13 protein-coding genes are annotated in these 17,038 nt (G+C 70.0%); 6 read left to right on the plus strand and 7 right to left on the minus strand.

Features of this window, described 5'->3' with window-relative positions; genetic code table 11:
- Positions 1 to 26 precede the first annotated feature (26 nt).
- The 4 genes from ACFYZQ_RS10325 (at position 27) to metG (ending at position 6,329) form a co-directional block, all read left to right on the plus strand.
- Complete coding sequence (locus ACFYZQ_RS10325; RefSeq protein WP_389144196.1) at positions 27 to 830, plus strand: alpha/beta fold hydrolase; 804 nt, start codon at positions 27 to 29, stop codon at positions 828 to 830.
- A gap of 7 nt (positions 831 to 837) precedes the next feature.
- Entirely contained in the window at positions 838 to 2,796 is a 1,959-nt protein-coding gene (locus ACFYZQ_RS10330; RefSeq protein WP_389144199.1) for an FUSC family protein, read from the plus strand.
- A 77-nt stretch (positions 2,797 to 2,873) separates the two neighbouring features.
- Positions 2,874 to 4,448 carry a VWA domain-containing protein gene (locus ACFYZQ_RS10335; protein WP_389144202.1) on the plus strand — a complete coding sequence of 525 codons (1,575 nt, stop codon included), beginning with the start codon at positions 2,874 to 2,876 and terminating at the stop codon, positions 4,446 to 4,448.
- 159 nt (positions 4,449 to 4,607) lie between these two features.
- On the plus strand, positions 4,608 to 6,329 hold the full coding sequence (gene metG, locus ACFYZQ_RS10340) for a methionine--tRNA ligase (protein WP_389144205.1): 1,722 nt from the start codon (positions 4,608 to 4,610) through the stop codon (positions 6,327 to 6,329).
- Positions 6,330 to 6,516: 187 nt separating this feature from the next.
- Here the strand turns inward: metG and ACFYZQ_RS10345 are convergent, their stop codons facing one another.
- From ACFYZQ_RS10345 to ACFYZQ_RS10355, 3 genes are all read right to left on the minus strand, one after another.
- Positions 6,517 to 7,137, minus strand: coding sequence for a hypothetical protein (locus ACFYZQ_RS10345; RefSeq protein ID WP_389144208.1), 621 nt, complete (start codon positions 7,135 to 7,137; stop codon positions 6,517 to 6,519).
- 122 nt (positions 7,138 to 7,259) lie between these two features.
- Positions 7,260 to 7,721: a lactococcin 972 family bacteriocin gene (locus ACFYZQ_RS10350; RefSeq protein WP_389144211.1), complete on the minus strand. Its 462-nt coding sequence runs from the start codon at positions 7,719 to 7,721 to the stop codon at positions 7,260 to 7,262.
- Positions 7,722 to 7,915: 194 nt separating this feature from the next.
- Positions 7,916 to 9,271 (minus strand): polysaccharide lyase family 1 protein, encoded by a 1,356-nt coding sequence (locus ACFYZQ_RS10355; protein ID WP_389144214.1) that lies wholly within the window; start codon positions 9,269 to 9,271, stop codon positions 7,916 to 7,918.
- A gap of 96 nt (positions 9,272 to 9,367) precedes the next feature.
- Between ACFYZQ_RS10355 and ACFYZQ_RS10360 the strand changes: the two genes are divergently transcribed.
- The gene (locus ACFYZQ_RS10360; RefSeq protein WP_389144749.1) at positions 9,368 to 10,066 is read left to right on the plus strand and encodes a hypothetical protein; all 699 of its coding nucleotides are present in this window, start codon (positions 9,368 to 9,370) and stop codon (positions 10,064 to 10,066) included.
- 65 nt (positions 10,067 to 10,131) lie between these two features.
- On the opposite strand, the gene ACFYZQ_RS10365 is transcribed toward ACFYZQ_RS10360, so the two are convergent.
- Positions 10,132 to 11,067, minus strand: coding sequence for a dioxygenase (locus ACFYZQ_RS10365; protein WP_389144217.1), 936 nt, complete (start codon positions 11,065 to 11,067; stop codon positions 10,132 to 10,134).
- Between the two features lie 122 nt (positions 11,068 to 11,189).
- The gene (aspS, locus tag ACFYZQ_RS10370; RefSeq protein ID WP_389144220.1) at positions 11,190 to 12,953 is read right to left on the minus strand and encodes an aspartate--tRNA ligase; all 1,764 of its coding nucleotides are present in this window, start codon (positions 12,951 to 12,953) and stop codon (positions 11,190 to 11,192) included.
- 218 nt (positions 12,954 to 13,171) lie between these two features.
- Between aspS and ACFYZQ_RS10375 the strand changes: the two genes are divergently transcribed.
- A complete protein-coding gene (locus tag ACFYZQ_RS10375) occupies positions 13,172 to 15,259 on the plus strand; it encodes a SpoIIE family protein phosphatase (protein ID WP_389144223.1) in 2,088 nt (695 codons plus the stop codon).
- Positions 15,260 to 15,305: 46 nt separating this feature from the next.
- Here ACFYZQ_RS10375 and ACFYZQ_RS10380 read toward each other — a convergent pair whose 3' ends face one another.
- Together ACFYZQ_RS10380 and ACFYZQ_RS10385 are read right to left on the minus strand one after the other, a co-directional pair.
- Positions 15,306 to 16,283 carry a pirin family protein gene (locus ACFYZQ_RS10380; protein WP_389144226.1) on the minus strand — a complete coding sequence of 326 codons (978 nt, stop codon included), beginning with the start codon at positions 16,281 to 16,283 and terminating at the stop codon, positions 15,306 to 15,308.
- A 146-nt stretch (positions 16,284 to 16,429) separates the two neighbouring features.
- Complete coding sequence (locus ACFYZQ_RS10385; protein ID WP_388792695.1) at positions 16,430 to 16,900, minus strand: SseB family protein; 471 nt, start codon at positions 16,898 to 16,900, stop codon at positions 16,430 to 16,432.
- Positions 16,901 to 17,038: the final 138 nt, after the last annotated feature.

Genomic DNA, 17,038 nt, shown 5'->3' on the forward strand with positions numbered 1-17,038 from the left:
GCAGTCGACCACCCTAGGGTCGTCGTATGCCCCCCTTCCTCGCATACGATGACAAAGCCCCTGAAAGTCCTCAGGGACTCCCGCTCGTCCTCGTCCACGGCCACCCCTTCGACCGCACCATGTGGGCCCCGCAGACCGAGGCGTTCGCCGCCTCCCGTCGGGTGATCGCCCCCGACCTGCGTGGCTACGGCGCATCCCCCGTCGTCCCCGGCATCACCCCGCTCGCCCGGTTCGCGCGGGACATCGCCGAGCTGCTGGACGAGCTGGAGGTGGAGTCCTGCGTGCTCGCCGGGCTGTCCATGGGCGGGCAGATCGTCATGGACTGCTACCGGCAGTTCCCCGAGCGGATACGGGGCCTGGTCCTCGCCGATACCTTCCCGGCGGCGGAGACCGCGGCCGGCAGGCGGGCCCGGGGTGCCATGGCCGACCGGCTGCTGCGGGAGGGGATGCGCGGATACGCCGACGAGGTCCTGGAGAAGATGGTCGCCCCGTACGCACCGCCCGAGGTGAAGTCCCACGTCCACCGCATGATGACCGCCACCCCGCCCGAGGGCGCCGCGGCGGCCCTGCGCGGCCGCGCCGAACGCCCCGACTACCGCGACCTGCTGACCCGCGTCGCCGTGCCCGCGCTCGTGGTCGTCGGCGCCGACGACACCTTCACCCCGGTCTCCGACGCCGAGGCGATGCACGCCGCCCTCCCCGACTCCACCCTGCACGTCGTCGAGGGCGCGGCGCACATGCCCAACCTGGAACGGCCCGAGGCGTTCAACAGGGCGCTGGGGGAGTTCCTGGCGCGGGTGGACAGGGGGCTCGTACCCTCGCGACGATAATGGGCGCATGCCCCGAGAGTTCCCCATCGGCCTCACCCCTCCCGACTGGCTGATGCGGAACCTCCAGTCCCGGCGGGCCCCCGTCAACCTGCCCGCCATGGCACGTGCGGGGATCGGGATGTCGGCGCCCCTGGCCGTCGGCCTCGCCACCGGACACGTCCAGTACGGCGCGCTCGCCTCCATGGGTGCCCTGTCCGGAGTCATCGGCGACACCGCCGACGCCTACCGCATGCGGCTCCTCAACATCGCCGTCCCCCAGCTCTTCGGCGCGATCGGCGTGACCCTCGGCGCGCTGGTCTTCGGCCAGGGATGGCTCGCCGTCGCCGCAGTCACCGGCGTGGCGCTGATCTCCGGAATGATCTCCACGATCGGAGCGGTGGCCTCGGTCTCGGGCCTCCTTCTCCTCCTGAACGCGGTCATCGGCGCGGGCCTCCCCCTGCCCGGCCCCTGGTGGCTGGCCCCGGCCCTGATGACCGGCGGCGGCCTGCTCGTCCTCCTGCTCACCCTGCTGGCCTGGCCGCTGCGGTCCGGGGTGCCGGAGCGGACGGCGGTGGCGGACACCTACCGGACCGTCGCCGCCCTGCTGGCGGCGAGCGGCACCGACCGCACGGACGAGTACGACGCCGCCCGCCACGCCGTCACCCAGTCCCTGAACCAGTCCTACGACCTCATCCTCGCCCACCGTGCCCGCCACCACGGCCGCAGCCGCGAACTCACCCGGCTGCTCGCCCAGTTGAATGCCATCACCCCGGTCGTGGAGGCGGCACCCATGGCCCACCTCGCGGGCCGGCCACTGCCACCCGAGATCCCGGCGGCGGTCAGGCACCTGGCCCAGGCGGTGGAAACGGGTTACACCGGCCCGATAGGACTGACGGCCCTCCCCACCCCCGTCACCGAGACCGCCCGCGCCGTCGACCACGCCCTGCGGCACGCGGCCGAGGTCGTCACCTCCCCCGACGTGGACCCACGGGGCATCGACGACCGCCTCGGCCGGCCCGCCGCCCTCGGCGTCCGCACCGCCCGGGCCGCCCGCAACGTCGTCCTCTCCGCACACTCCTGGCGCTACGGACTGCGCCTCGCCCTGTGCATCGGCATCGCGCAGGCCCTGGTCTCCCTCGTCCCGGTCCCCCGCTCCTACTGGGTCGCCCTCACCATCACCTTCGTCCTCAAGCCCGACTTCGGCTCGGTCTTCTCCCGCGCCCTGCTGCGCGCCCTCGGCACGGTGGCGGGCCTGCTGATCGCGGCGGCGGTCCTGGCGGAGGTGCCGAGGGGCTGGTGGGACGTCCCGGTGATACTGATCCTGGCCCCCCTGATCCCAGCCCTGACCCCGAGGGGCTACGGCTACCAGACAGCCGCGATCACCCCGGTCATCCTCCTCCTCTCGGACATCCTGAACCACCAGGGCACCGCCCTCCTCGTCCCCCGCCTGGTGGACTCCCTGCTCGGCTGCGCGATCGCCCTCGTCGCCGGCTACCTCCTCTGGCCGGAGAGCTGGCACACCCGCGTCGGCGACCGCCTGGCGAACGCGGTCGCGGACACGGCCCGCTACGTGGAGTCGGCGTTCGGTGACGCCACGGACACGACGACAGACCCGGCATCCCGCGCCCGCATGCGCCGCCGTCTCTACCGCGACCTCTCCGCCATCCGTACGGAGTTCCAGCGCGCCCTGACCGAACCCCCGCCCACCGGCCGCCGCGCCGCCGCCTGGTGGCCACTGGTCGTCGCCGTGGAACGCATCGTCGACGCGACCACGGCGGCCCGCGTCCGCGTCGGCCAGGGCGCGGCCGCGCCTTCCTCGCTCGAGGTGGACCAGGTGGTCCTGCAGCTCGACGAACTCTCGGAGGGCGTCCGTCACGCCGAATCCCTGATCGCCGTCCGCACCGACCTCACGGGCCCGTCGGGCAGCGTCCTGGAGCCCCTGCGCCAGGAGGTGGCGGCAGCGAGGGCCATTGCTTCACCGCACTGAGATCCGGGGCCGCTAACCTTACGTGTCCGTCCTGGCCAGGGATCGACGGAAACAACTCACTTCGAAGGGTTGCGCACATGGGCATTCTCACTCTCCTGCGGAACGCGTTCGGCCGATCGCGCAAGGGGCGTACCGCCGAAGCAGAGGGTGCGGACAGCACGCTTTCGCCCGAGCCGACCGTTCCGTCCCCCACGCCGGAACCCGAACCGCAGCCCGAGCCCAAGGCCCAGGTCCCCGAGCCCCGCCAGGAGCACGACCTGGTCTCGGCAGCCTTCAACAACGTGACGGTCCCGGCCCAGCCCACGGACCCGGAAATCCGCCTGGCCCCGGTGATCGACCCGGCTCCGGAGCCGGAACCCACGGCCAAGGCAGAACCCGAGGCCGAGGCCGAGGCCAAGCCGGAGCCGACCGCCAAGGCCGATCCCGAGCCGGAGCCCGAGGCCAAGCCGACCATCGAGGCCAAGCCGGAGCCGGAGCCGACCGCCAAGGCCGAGCCGGAGCCGACCGCCGAGCCCGAGCCCGAGCCCGAGCCCGAGCCCGAGCCGACCGCCGAAGCAGCCCCCGAGGCCAAGCCGGAGCCCGAGGCCAAGCCGACTGCCGAAGCAGCCCCCGAGGTCGAGGCGGAGCCCGACGCCAAGCCGGAGCCCGAGCCGGAGCCCGAGCCCGAGCCGGAGCCCGAGTCCGAGCCCGAGCCCGAGCCGGAGCCCGAGGCCAAGCCCGAGCCGGAGGCCAAGCCGACTGCCGAAGCAGCCCCCGAGGTCGAGGCGGAGCCGGTGGCCGAGGAGCCCGCCGAGATCGAGGCCGAGGTGCCGGCGGAGGCGGAGCCGGAGCCGGTCACCGAGCAGACGGACGAGCCCGCAGCCGCCGACGGCGAGAACACCCCACAGGGGCCACCCGCACCCGACGACGAAGCCAGCACGGGTGGTGCGGGTGGGAACGACCCGGCCGAAGGCGAAGCCGAGGCCGGTAAGCCCGCACCCGCACCCGCCCCCGCGACCACCCTCGCCAAGCTCAAGTCCCGCGCCCCCGCCCTGGCCACCGCCTACAAGGCAGCCACCACCACCCTCAGGAAAACCAACCTCACCGGCACCCGAGCCAAGCTCTACCTCGTCCTGGACCGCTCCGCGAGCATGCGCCCGTACTACAAGGACGGCTCCGCCCAGGCCCTGGCCGAGCAGACCCTCGCCCTCGCCGCCCACCTCGACCCGGAGGGAACGGTCCCGGTCGTCTTCTTCTCCACGGAGGTGGACGGCACCGGCGAGCTCACCCTCACCGACCACGAGAACAAGATCGACGACCTGCACGCAGGGCTCGGCCGCATGGGCCGCACCAGCTACCACGCCGCGGTCGAAGCCGTACTCGCCCTGCACGACAAGACCGCCGACCCCACCGCCCCCGCCCTGGTGATCTTCCAGACGGACGGCGCCCCCGACGCCAAGACCCCGGCCACCCAGTCCCTCACCGAGGCCGCGAAGACGCACCCCGCCGTCTTCTTCTCCTTCGTCGCCTTCGGTGAGCACGACAACAAGGCCTTCGACTACCTCCGCAAACTGAAGACCGACAACACGTCCTTCTTCCACGCGGGCCCGGCCCCCCGCGAGCTCACGGACACCGAGCTCTACGAGGGCGTACTGGCGACCTGGCGCCCGTAACCCACGCAGCCCTTCCCGCACCGCGGAACGCCGCCCACTTCTCAGCACCTAAAACGGGAAGCGGGCGGCGTACCCATGTCGGCTACGATTTCAAGGTTCGTAGACGACCCGGAAACCACGAGATCGTCACTCCGTGCAGCGACTTGGGAGCAGCCCGCGATGGCTCGACACCTCATCACCAGCGCCCTTCCGTACATCAACGGAATCAAGCACCTGGGCAACATGGTGGGGTCCATGCTCCCGGCGGACGTGTACTCCCGGTACCTCCGCCAGCGCGGCCACGACGTCCTCTACATCTGCGCGACGGACGAGCACGGCACCCCGGCGGAACTCGCGGCGAAGGAGCAGGGCCTCCCGGTCGCCGAGTTCTGTGCCCAGGCCCACGACGCCCAGAAGGCGGTCTACGACGGCTTCGCGCTCGCCTTCGACCACTTCGGCCGCAGCTCCAGCCCGGAGAACGTCGAGATCACCCAGCACTTCGCCCGCAGGCTGAACGAGAACGGCTTCATCGAGGAGCGGGCCATCCGCCAGGTGTACAGCCCGACCGACGGCCGTTTCCTCCCGGACCGCTACGTCGAGGGCACCTGCCCGCACTGCGGCTACGACAAGGCCCGCGGTGACCAGTGCGAGAACTGCACCCGCGTCCTGGACCCGACCGACCTGATCAACCCCCGCTCCGCGATCTCCGGCTCTACCGACCTGGAGGTCCGCGAGACCAAGCACCTCTTCCTCCTGCAGTCCAAGCTGCAGCACGAGGTCGAGGCCTGGGTCTCCCGGCACGAGGAGGACTGGCCTCAGCTCGCCTCCTCCATCGCCCGCAAGTGGCTGAACGAGGGCCTGCACGACCGGGCGATCACCCGTGATCTGGACTGGGGCGTCCCGGTCCCGGCGGACACCTGGCCGGAGCTCGCGGCCGAGGGCAAGGTCTTCTACGTCTGGTTCGACGCCCCGATCGAGTACATCGGCGCGACGAAGGAGTGGGCGGACGCCGCCCCCGCCGGAGAGACCCGGGACTGGAAGTCCTGGTGGTACGAGGCGGACGACACCGTCCGCTACACCGAGTTCATGGCGAAGGACAACGTCCCGTTCCACACGGTGATGTTCCCGGCCACGGAACTCGGCGTCCGTGAACCGTGGAAGAAGGTCGACTACGTCAAGGCCTTCAACTGGCTGACGTACTACGGCGGCAAGTTCTCCACCTCGCAGAAGCGCGGCGTCTTCACCGACCAGGCCCTGGACATCCTCCCCGCCGACTACTGGCGCTACTTCCTGATCGCCAACGCCCCGGAGTCGGACGACTCGTCCTTCACCTGGGAGCACTTCACGGCCACCGTCAACAAGGACCTCGCCGACACCCTCGGCAACTTCGTCAACCGTGTCCTGTCCTTCTCGAGGAAGCGGTTCGGCGAGGAGGTCCCGGCGGGCGGTGAGCCGGGCGAGGCGGAGCGGAAGCTGGGCGAGGAGATCGCCGCCCTGCTGTCCGAGTACGAGACGCACATGGAAGCCCTCCAGTTCCGCAAGGCCGCCGCCGCCCTGCGCGCCCTGTGGTCGGCCGGCAACTCCTACCTGGAGGAGAAGGCCCCCTGGCTGGAGATCAAGACCGACAAGGACGGCGCGGCCCTCACCCTGCGTACGGCGATGAACCTGATCCACCTGTACGCGGTGGTCTCCGAGCCCCTCATCCCGGCCACCTCGGCTGCGATGCGCGGCGCCTTCGAGCTGGCGGACGACACCGCCACCTGGGTTACGCCGGACGAGGCCAAGGCCCTCACCGCCGTCCCCGCCGGCACCCCGTTCACGGTCCCGCCGGTGCTGTTCGCGAAGCTCACGGACGAGGACCTGGCGGCGTACAAGGAGCGCTTCGGCGGCGAGGAAGGCTAGGACGCGGTGCTCTTCCCCCGCCTGGAGGAGAAGCCGACCGCGTAACCCGTGAGCCGTACGGCAACGCGCCCCGCTCCCGTTTCTCACCGGGAGCGGGGCGCGAACGTCTCATGAGTTCGAGGGCGCATGAACACGGCCCTCGCCATGGCCATCGGGCTGCCTCACGTGGAGGCGATCTCATGCCCGGCTAGGCACGGGCTTGGTCTGCCGGATGGTTGCTCTTTCCCTGCCACACAGCCACGACGAACAGAGCGACGACAGCGACTATCGCCACGACGCGAGTGACCTGCCATGTAGTGACGACCAATTGGACCTGCAAAGGAGCCGGATAAGCCAGGCGCATGGTGGTCTCGACCACGACTACCAGTGGGAGCAGGAGCTGGAAAGGGAAACGATACGGTCCGGTACGTGAGAATTTCCCGGCTATTCCGCAGAGGGGCCCCAGGATGCAGGCGACCACGCTCCAGAGCCCGATCATGGAGAGAAGTTCACCGTATGCGAAATACTCGGTCTTCCCGGTGGTGTCACTCAGGTCGGCTCGCAGGTAATCCCCTTGAGCGGCCTTCGTCAAGTAGTACGCCACCACGCTCACCCAAAGGGATACGACGCCGAGGACAACGGCTCCCTTTTTCGTAGTGCTCGCCATGCCAGAAAAATAGGAAACGGCGGCATACGCCCACCCGGCACTCAACGTGGCAGAGATGACTTGGCCGGCCTGCCCATTCACCGACCCGAACACGGGACCGAGAATCCCTACGGCCGCAGAAGCCGCCAGAACCAGCGTGGGCCTCAAGATCGAGGAAGGCATGAGCGCACCTTACAGTGGGGGTGAAGGTCGTGAGCGAGCAGCGGGTATGCGCGGCTTGGCCGCCACCGTGAAGAAGGTGGCGGCCAAGCCGTCAATCAGCACATTCTACGTTGAGGTGCCGTTTAGTAGACGCCCCAGTAGGCGTTGCAGGTGTGGGCCGTACCGGCCTCAGCCGACGCCTTCGCCCAGATGTCCTTCTCGCGAATGTCCTTGTCGGTGGCGTCAGCGATGGAGACGCTGGCCGAGTGCTTCTTCGTCGGGTGGATGTAGTTCGAGTAGCAGACCTTGTAGACACCATCGAGGGCGGTACCGTAGTTCCAGGTGCCTCCGCCCTTGCTCACCTTGGGGGTGATGATCCCCTTGGTGCCCTCGGTGAAGGTCACCTTGCCCCACTCCTTGGGCTTCTCACCGTGCGGGCCGATAAGCGCCGCCGGGGGCTTGTCGCCATGGGCGGCGGAGAACGTCTGGTAATGCACCGGCGCCGAGGCCGGGGTAACCGCGGTCGCGGGTCCCGCCGCGGCAAAGGTCCCGATGGCCGCCATCATGGACGCGGCTATGGCCATCTTCTTGGCAGGCGTCTTCACTGTGATTTCCTCCCGTTATGAAAAGGGCTGGTGGTCGGCGTGAGTGCCACGCGCCAACCCCGGTGATCATCTTGCCGTGACCTTGGTCTGCTGTAAAGCGTTTATTTGCATTGGAAGACGTGTTCAACGTCTCAACTCACCAGCGCATGGGCCTCGTTGACGCCGCGAGAGGACGAACCACCCACCCGCATCGTCTAGTTCAGCACCCCGGCCCCCGTCGTCGTCGCCAGCGACGTCGGCAGGTTCTTCGCCGACGTCTCCAGGCCGGCGGTCAGCGTCGGGGTCCAGTTGACCGTGGTCTTGATCTTCTTCGAGTTCTCGGCGTTGTACGCGGCCACCAGGTCGGTCGCCGTGCCGTTCACGAGGTTGCCGCTGCCGGCGACCGAGCCCGTGCCGTCGCCGCTCAGCAGCTTGGAGACCTTCTGGCTCGTGGGGATCTTCCAGTAGTTGTCCTCCGCGACCACCTGGGCCTTGGCTCGGGAGTTGATGCTGTACTGGAGCACGTAGCCGTTGACGGTCGCGGTGTCGTAGAGGTTGTTGTAGATGTGCACCTGGCCGATCCGGGCCAGGGGTGCGCGCTGCACGACGCCCTTCCACACGTTGTGGTGGATGGAGACGTGCAGCTTGCCGGTGCTGTCGGTGTCGCTGCTGCCGATGAGCATCGTCTTGTCGTGGTTGGTGAACTGGTTGCGTTCGACGGTCACCAGGTCCGAACCCTTGGTGATGTCGAGGGCGCCGTCGTGGATCTGGTATTCACGGCCGAAGTACTTCGCGTTGGCGCTGTCGAAGTGCGGGGCGTCGGTGAACGTGTTGTGGTCCGCCCAGACGTGGGTCGCACCGCGCAGGGTGACCGAGTCGTAGTTGGAGTTCCAGTTGCCGTCGTCGCCGTCGGTCGGGTCCCACTGCGGGAAGCAGTCCTCGGTGGCGGAGAAGGTCAGGTTGCGGACGATGACGTTGTCCACGCTCTGGATCTGGAGCATGCCGCCCGTGATCCCGGCCTTGGTGCCCGGCACACCGACGATCGTGGTGTTGGCCGGCACCTTGAAGGTGACGTTCTTCGCCTGCTTGGTCTGGGCGGCGGCCCGGGCCTTCTCCTGGGTTCCGGAGGGCAGCTTGGAGCGGCCGTAGGTGGCGGGGTCGAAGGCCTTCAGGTAGGCGGACAGCGAGTAGCCGGTGCCGGACGCGTAGTCCGCGCAGGTCAGCTTCTTCCCCGCGTCGTCGGTGTTGGCGTCGATGGTCCCGCTGACCTTGATGATCCGGGGCGTCGTGTCGGACGCGGACCCCAGCGCCTTCACGAGCTGGGCGCGGGTGGAGACGGTGAAGGTGTGTGCCGCGTCGGCCTTCGCGCCGCCGGTCGTACCGGATCCGGATGACGCCCAGCCGTCCTTGGCGGCCGGCGTCTGGTGGTACAGGTCGGTGCCGCTCGCGTTCGCGTTCATTACGAAGAAACCGGCACCGGCACCGGCGACCACGGCGGCGGCGGAGACGACGAGGACGCGCCGCGTACGGAGGGACCGGCGGTGCGAGGGGCGCTGCGAAGGGGATGCCACGGAGGAGTCCTTACATGCGGATTCGGCTTACGACTCGTCAGTGGCCTCAGGTGGCGGGAAGGTTGCCGCTCTTGGGGAAGACTTCCCGGGGTGAACCTGTCGCACCTCCCCCAGCCCGGACCGGAGGCCCACCTCCGCCTCCTCGCCGACGTCTTCGCCGTGGCCGCGCCCGTTCCGCTGGCCCTGGCCGGCGGCTACGCCCTGCAGGCGCACGGCCTGCTCGAGCGCCCGCACGCCAACGTCGACCTGGCCACCGAGAGCACCGAGCCGATGGAGCGGATCGCCCGCGCGCTCGGCGACGCGCTCACCGCCCGGGGACGCGAGGTGAGGCTCCGGGACACGGATCCGCTCTCCGCCCATCTGTCCGTCACGGACCCGCAGACGGGCGCGCCCTCCACCGCTCTGGCCCTGCACAAGGAGACCTTCTGGAGCCCGCCCGTCCCGACCTCCTACGGCCCGGCACTCTCCCTCGAAGACGCGGTGGGTACGAAGATCCGGGCCCTCTACGACCGCGGGCTCGCCGTCGACCTGATCGACGCGCGGGCCGCCTCCGCCCGCTTCACCTGGCCCGAACTGGAGGAACTGGCCCGCCGCCACACCCGGGACGAGTTCGACCTGCCCGCCCTCCGGAGCCGCCTGGAGGGCATGGACTACTACGCGGACTCGGCGTTCACGGCGTACGGGCTGACGGAGGACGAGGTCACGGAGGTCCGTGCCTGGGCTCTGGCCTGGTCGACGGACATCGCCGAGCGGCTGCTGGAGGAGGGGGCGTCCCCGGACGAGCCGGGGGAGTGAGGTGCGCGGCGCACGGTGCGGCCTCCCCCGCCGCCCTTCGCGGCAAGGGAGGCTCGCGGTCGGGGTCAGCTCGCCGAAGCGGAAGGTGACGCCGAGGAGGTGGGGCGGGGGCCGGGCCCGTCCTGACCGTCGTTCGTCGTGCCGGGGTCGACGCCCAGGGTCAGGTGGGCGCGTACGCCACGGGCGATGTGCTTCCGGTCGTACTTGAGGTAGAGGAGGCCGCCGTCGTGCCCGTTGTCCGGGTAGATGGTGTCCTCGTCGAGGGTGGTGCGGGTGGTCATGTTGCCGGCGTACGGCTCGACCGACTCGGTCAGCAGGACCGACTTCTCGTCGAAGAACAACTGGCCCGTGTGGCAGGTGTGCCCGCCCTCGTAGCCGGCGTCCGTCCACTCGCCGTCCACGTGCACCTTGACGTGGATGTGGACGCAGCGGCCCTGGTACCAGCCGGGGAAGACCGTCCTGAAGGTGACGAGGCCATGCCGGTCGGTGTGCCAGGTGCCGCGCAGGAAGCGGTCGTCGTCCGTCGGGTCCTGATGTCCGCCGCCGCCTCCGCCGGGGCCGCCGGTGGGGGGTTCGCCGGTGGGGGTGCCGGTCGGGGGCTCGCCCGTGGGCGCCGGGCCGCCACCGCCGCTGCCCATCGCCTCGTAGCCCGAGTAGACGCCCACCGCGTTGCAGTGCCAGATGTCGACGGCCGCGTTCCGGAGCGGCTTGCAGGTCTCGGAGTCGATCACCTTGAGCGTGAGGGTCAGAGGGATGCCCTCCTGGTCCTCGGTGACGTCCTGGCGGATCTTGTCGGCGTCGATGTAGTACGGGCCCTCGACCAACTCGGACGTGAGCGTGTAACACGCGTCGCCCGTGGCCTCGGAGGTCGCCTCGTCCGCCGAGGCGTTCGCCGCCAAGGTGCCGGCGACACCCACCGCGGCCACCGTCGCACCGCCGGCGACCAGGACCTTGCGACGGGTCAGGTCTGCTCGGGATGAAGCCTGTTCGTTGTCTGCCATGGGCCGGGAAGCTAGGTGCGAAGCCTGTCAGTGACCTTGGAAAACGGCACTGACTCGTCAGACACAACGAGGAAGGGCTCGAAACCGACGCCGGTTTCGAGCCCTTCCTGCCCAGCTGTGCCTTACTTCGGCTGCGGCTTGCGCACCTGCAGGTGCAGCTCCTTCAGCCGCGCCTCCTCCAGCTCCGTCGGCGCGCCCATCATCAGGTCCTGGGCGTTGCCGTTGAGCGGGAAGGCGATGGTCTCGCGGATGTTGGGCTCGTCGGCCAGCAGCATGACGATGCGGTCGACGCCCGGGGCGATGCCACCGTGCGGCGGGGCGCCGAAGCGGAAGGCGCGCAGCATGCCGGCGAACTTCTCCTCGACGGTCTCCCGGTCGTAGCCCGCGATCTCGAAGGCCTTCAGCATGATCTCCGGCTCGTGGTTCCGGATCGCGCCGGAGGACAGCTCGACGCCGTTGCAGACGATGTCGTACTGCCAGCCCAGGATGTCCAGCGGGTCCTGGGTCTGAAGGGCCTCGAGGCCGCCCTGCGGCATGGAGAACGGGTTGTGCGAGAAGTCGATCGCGCCGGTCTCCTCGTCCTTCTCGTACATCGGGAAGTCGACGATCCAGCAGAAGCGGAAGACGTTCTCCTCGAAGTGCCCGGCCCGCTTGGCGGCCTCGACCCGCACCGCGCCCATGATCTTGGAGACCTCGTCGAACTCGCCCGCGCCGAAGAAGACGGCGTGACCGGCCGACAGGGACAGCCGCTTGGTGAGCTCGGCGACGTTCTCCTCGGTGAGGAACTTCGCGATCGGGCCGGTCAGCGAGCCGTCCTCCGCGACACGGACCCAGGCCAGACCCTTCGCGCCCAGCGTCACCGCGAAGTCGCCGAGCTGGTCGAAGAACTTGCGGGGCTGCGCGGAGACGTCCGGCACCGGCAGCGCGCGTACGTGCTTGCCCGCGAAGGCCTTGAACTCCGAGCCCTCGAAGATGTCGGTGATGTCCACCAGCTCGAGCTGGGCCCGCAGGTCCGGCTTGTCCGAGCCGTACTTCAGCATCGCCTCGCGGAACGGGATCCGCGGGAAGGGCGAGGTGACGTGACGGCCGCCCCCGAACTCCTCGAACAGCTCCGTCATGAGCTTCTCGATCGGCTGGAAGACATCCTCCTGCTCGACGAAGCTCATCTCGACGTCGAGCTGGTAGAACTCGCCCGGCGAGCGGTCCGCGCGCGCGTCCTCGTCACGGAAGCAGGGCGCGATCTGGAAGTAGCGGTCGAAGCCGGAGATCATCAGCAGCTGCTTGAACTGCTGCGGGGCCTGCGGCAGCGCGTAGAACTTGCCCGGGTTCAGCCGGGAGGGCACGACGAAGTCGCGGGCGCCCTCGGGGGAGGTGGCGGACAGGATCGGCGTCGCCATCTCGTTGAAGCCCAGCGCCGTCATCTTGTGCCGGATCGCCGAGATCACCGACGTGCGCAGCATGATGTTGCGGTGCATGCGCTCGCGGCGCAGGTCCAGGAAGCGGTACTCCAGGCGCCGCTCCTCGTTGACCCCGTCCTCGGTGTTGATGGTGAAGGGCAGCGGCTGGGCGGCACCCAGCAGCTCGACCTCGCCCACCTCGACCTCGATCTCACCGGTCGGCAGGTCGGGGTTCACGTTCTCGGTTCCACGTGAAACAACCTTGCCGTCGACACGGACCGTCGACTCCTTCGAGACCTTGTCGAGGGCCTCGTAGGCGGGCGTGCCGGGGCGGGCGACGAGCTGCGTGATGCCGTAGTGGTCGCGCAGATCGATGAAGAGGATGCCGCCCAGGTCGCGCCGATTGTGCAGCCAGCCACTCAGCCGGACGTCGGTGCCGACGTCAGAGGCGCGGAGCTCGCCGCAGGTGTGGGACCTGTACCGATGCATCGTCGTTCATCCAGTCTTCGCGGATCGGGAATCTCCGGGGCCCGGTGCCCGGACCTCCCCAGGGTACCGGGCACCCCAAGATCGGCTCCCCACGATTAAGAGAGGCACACGCCACCGGGAGGAGAGACGGGCACCGGGCAGGAGAAGGCACACGTCCTTCGGGTATTCCATGGCGGTATCGGTGGCAGTCACGGATCGCCTCTTCTTAAAGTGGGGCAATGCGCACTGGCGAGGCCCTGCCAGCCGCGGGGGACGTCCTCGCCACCCTCGCGACCGGCCTGTGGCACTGGAGCACCGGCAACGAACTGGTCACCGTGGACGCGGAAGCGGCAAGGCTGCTGGGGCTGCCCGCCGAGCGGGCCACCCTCACCGAGGCCCAGGCACGCTCCCGGCTCCATCCCGTCGACTGGAACGAGATCACCGCGGTGATCCAACTGGCGGTGGCCGAGGGCACGCTCGCGGAGGTGCGGGTCCGGATCATGGACGAGCACTCCCGGGTCGTCCGGGTCGTCCGCAGCCGCTCCAAGCCGTCCTTCGACCCGGTGAAGAAGGCGTACGAGGTGATCGGCACCCTCCAGGAGGTCACCGAACCTGGCCCGGGCCCCTCGGCGGGCCGCCGTACGGTCACCGGTGACTGGCGGCGCTCCCGGGAGGCGTTCCTGCTGGACGCGGGCCGGGCTTTGGCCGAGGCGCGGTCCACGGCGGAGGTGCTGCGGGTCGCGGACGGGCTGGCCATGCCGGGTTTCTCACCGGACCGGCTCGCGGTGTTCGGCGTCCAGGGCGACCGGCTGACGATCATCGGACAGCACGGGGACCGGTCCGGCGACGACGGACCCTTCACGCAGATGCCGCTGGAGACCGACTATCCGGCCGCCGAGGTGGTGCGGACCGGCCGTGCCGTCTATCTCTCCTCGCCCGCCGACTACAAGTCCCGCTACCCGGTGGCCTGGCCGCTCGCGCAGCACTTCGGCCGGCAGTCCTGGGCGTTCCTGCCGCTGACGGTGGCCGGCCGCACGATGGGTGCCTGGATGGCGGCCTTCAGCCACCCGGTCGCCTTCACACCGGACGAGCGGTCGGTGCTGACCACCGTGGCCCGCATGCTCGCCCAGGCCCTGTCCCGGGCCGGGGTCGCGGACTCGGAGCGGGAGCTGGCCGAGGGGCTCCAGCGTTCCATGCTGCCGTCACTGGGCCCGCGGATCCCGGGGATGTGCGTCGCCGCCCGCTACATCCCGACCGGGGGCGGGCTGCAGGTCGGGGGTGACTGGTACGACCTGATCCCGCTGCCCGGCGGCCGGTTCGCCCTGGCCATCGGTGACGTGCAGGGCCATGACGTGCGGGCGGCCGGACTGATGGGGCAGTTGCGCATCGCCCTGCGCGCGTACGCCGCCGAGGGCCACCGCCCGGACGCGGTGCTCTCGCGGGCCTCGCGCTTTCTGCACGGGATGGCCGGCGACGGGGCGGACGCGCGCTTCGCGACCTGCCTGTACGCGGAGGCCGACCCGGCGACCGGCGTCCTGGAGATCGCCCGCGCCGGGCATCCGGACCCGGCGATCCGGATGGCGGACGGGACCGTGATGACCCGGCCGACGGCGGGCGGGCTGCCGCTCGGCATCGACCCGGACGCCGACTACCCGACCACGCGGTTCACCCTCGAGGCCGGCGAAACGATGATGATCTGCACCGACGGCCTGATCGAAGCCGGCGGGCACGACATGGAGACCGGCTGGCGGCGTATCCGCCGCATCCTCGAGGGGCACCTCCCGGATCCGGACGGCGACGATCTGGAGCCGCTCGCCGACGCCCTGGTGCAGGCGGTGCACGGACCGACGGGAAGCCGGCGCGAGGACGACATGGCGGTGCTGCTGCTGTCCCGCACCGCGGCAGGCGTCCGGCCGGGTACGGCCCCGCGGGCCGGGACGCGCCGCACCCTGATGTCGGTGGCGCAGGCCGAGCCGGAGCGGATCGCCGAGGCCCGCCAGCACGTGCGGGAGCTGCTGCACGACTGGACCTCGGACGACCAGGTCGACTCCGCGGTCCTGCTGGTCTCCGAGATGGTCACCAACGTCCTGGTGCACACCGACGCCGACGCCATGCTGCTCGCCGAGGTCACCGGCGACAAGGGCGAGCGCCGGCTGCGGGTGGAGGTCACCGACGCCGGCGACGACCTCCCGCACCGGCGCCGCCCCGGCGAACTTGCCTCCTCCGGCCGCGGCCTGCTGCTGATCGAGCTGCTCGCGGACTCGTGGGGGGTGGATCCGCGCGGCGAGGGCAAGAGCATCTGGTTCGTGCTCCGCGAGGGGGCGTGAGCGCCCGGGCGGGCCAGGACCGCACCCGGGCGCTCACCTGGGAGGCTCAGCCCTGCGGGCCGCTCTCCGTCATGCCGTGCACCGCCGGGACCGTGCCCAGGCGGCCCTTCTGGAAGTCCTCGAAGGCCTGCTGGAGTTCGTCGCGGGTGTTCATGACGAACGGGCCGTAGTGGGCCATCGGCTCGCGGATGGGCTGTCCGCCGAGGAGGACGACCTCCAGGTCGGGGGTGTGGGAGTCCTGCTTCTCGTCCGCGCGGACCGTCAGGGAGCCACCGCTGCCGAAGACCGCCGTCTGGCCCAGGTGGACGGGGCGGCGGTCGGTGCCGACCGAACCGCGGCCCGCGAGGACGTAGGCGAGGCCGTTGAAGTCCTCCCGCCAGGGCAGCGTCAGTTCGGCACCCGGCGCGAGCGTCGCGTGGATCATGGTGATCGGCGTGTGCGTGATGCCGGGGCCGGCGTGGCCGTCCAGTTCACCGGCGATGACCCGCAGCAGCGCGCCGCCGTCGGGCGTGGTGAGGAGCTGGACGTTGCCGCCGCGGATGTCCTGGTAGCGCGGGGCCATCATCTTGTCCTTGGCGGGGAGGTTCACCCACAGCTGCAGGCCGTGGAAGAGGCCGCCGGACATGACGAGGGACTCCGGCGGGGCCTCGATGTGCAGCAGGCCCGAACCCGCGGTCATCCACTGGGTGTCGCCGTTGGTGATGGTGCCGCCGCCACCGTTGCTGTCCTGGTGGTCGAAGGTGCCGTCGATGATGTAGGTGACGGTCTCGAAGCCGCGGTGCGGGTGCCAGGGGGTGCCCTTTGGCTCGCCCGGCGCGTAGTCCACCTCGCCCATCTGGTCCATCATGATGAACGGGTCGAGGTGGCGGTAGTTGATCCCGGCGAACGCCCGGCGCACCGGGAAGCCCTCACCCTCGAAACCGCTCGGCGCGGTCGTGACGGCGAGCACGGGACGTGCCACGGCGTCCGCGGGCGCGGTCACCCGGGGCAGCGTCAGCGGGTTCTCGACGGTCACTGCAGGCATGTCGGTACCTCCTTGTGCGGCCAGTTTAGTTGAGCGTTGAACTTTCTGCCACCAAGAACAGAGAAGGCCCGGTGGGAATTCCCTCCGGGCCGTCGGGTGCCGTCGAAGTGGCCGCGCAGGTGGCCGCGCAGGCCGGCGAGGAGCTGTCAGCCGTACATACGGCGCATCGCGAACTCCACCATCTGCTCGACCGCCTTCGCGTCGAAGACCATGCGGTGCTCGCCCTCCATGTCGAGGACGAAGCCGTAGCCGGTCGGCAGCAGGTCGATGACCTCGGAGCCGGTGATGACGAAGTACTTGGACTCCTTGCCCGCGTACCGGCGCAGCTCCTTGAGGGAGGTGAACATCGGGATCACCGGCTGCTGGGTGTTGTGCAGGGCGAGGAAGCCGGGGTTGTCACCGCGCGGGCAGTACACCTTGGAGGTGGCGAAGACCTGCTGGAAGTCCTCGGCGGCCATCTGACCGGTGGTGAAGGCGCGCACGGCGTCCGCGAGCGAGGGCGGGGACGGCTCCGGGTAGAGCGGCGGCTGCTGGCCGTACCCGCCGAGGCCGCCGGGCTGCTGCGGCGGGGCGTACTGCTGCTGAGCGCCGCCCACGTTCTGGTCGTAGCCGTACATGCGCGTAAGAGTACCGAGACCGCCCCCCGCACAGCAGGCCCGTCGAGCGTTCTCGGCCCGTTTCCGGGCGTGCGTATGTAGACCCTTCTCACACTTGACCGGTGGGGCTTGCTTCTTATTACTGGCGGGTAGCATCAT

The organism is Streptomyces sp. NPDC001843, assembly GCF_042891955.1.
Lineage (GTDB): Bacteria > Actinomycetota > Actinomycetes > Streptomycetales > Streptomycetaceae > Streptomyces.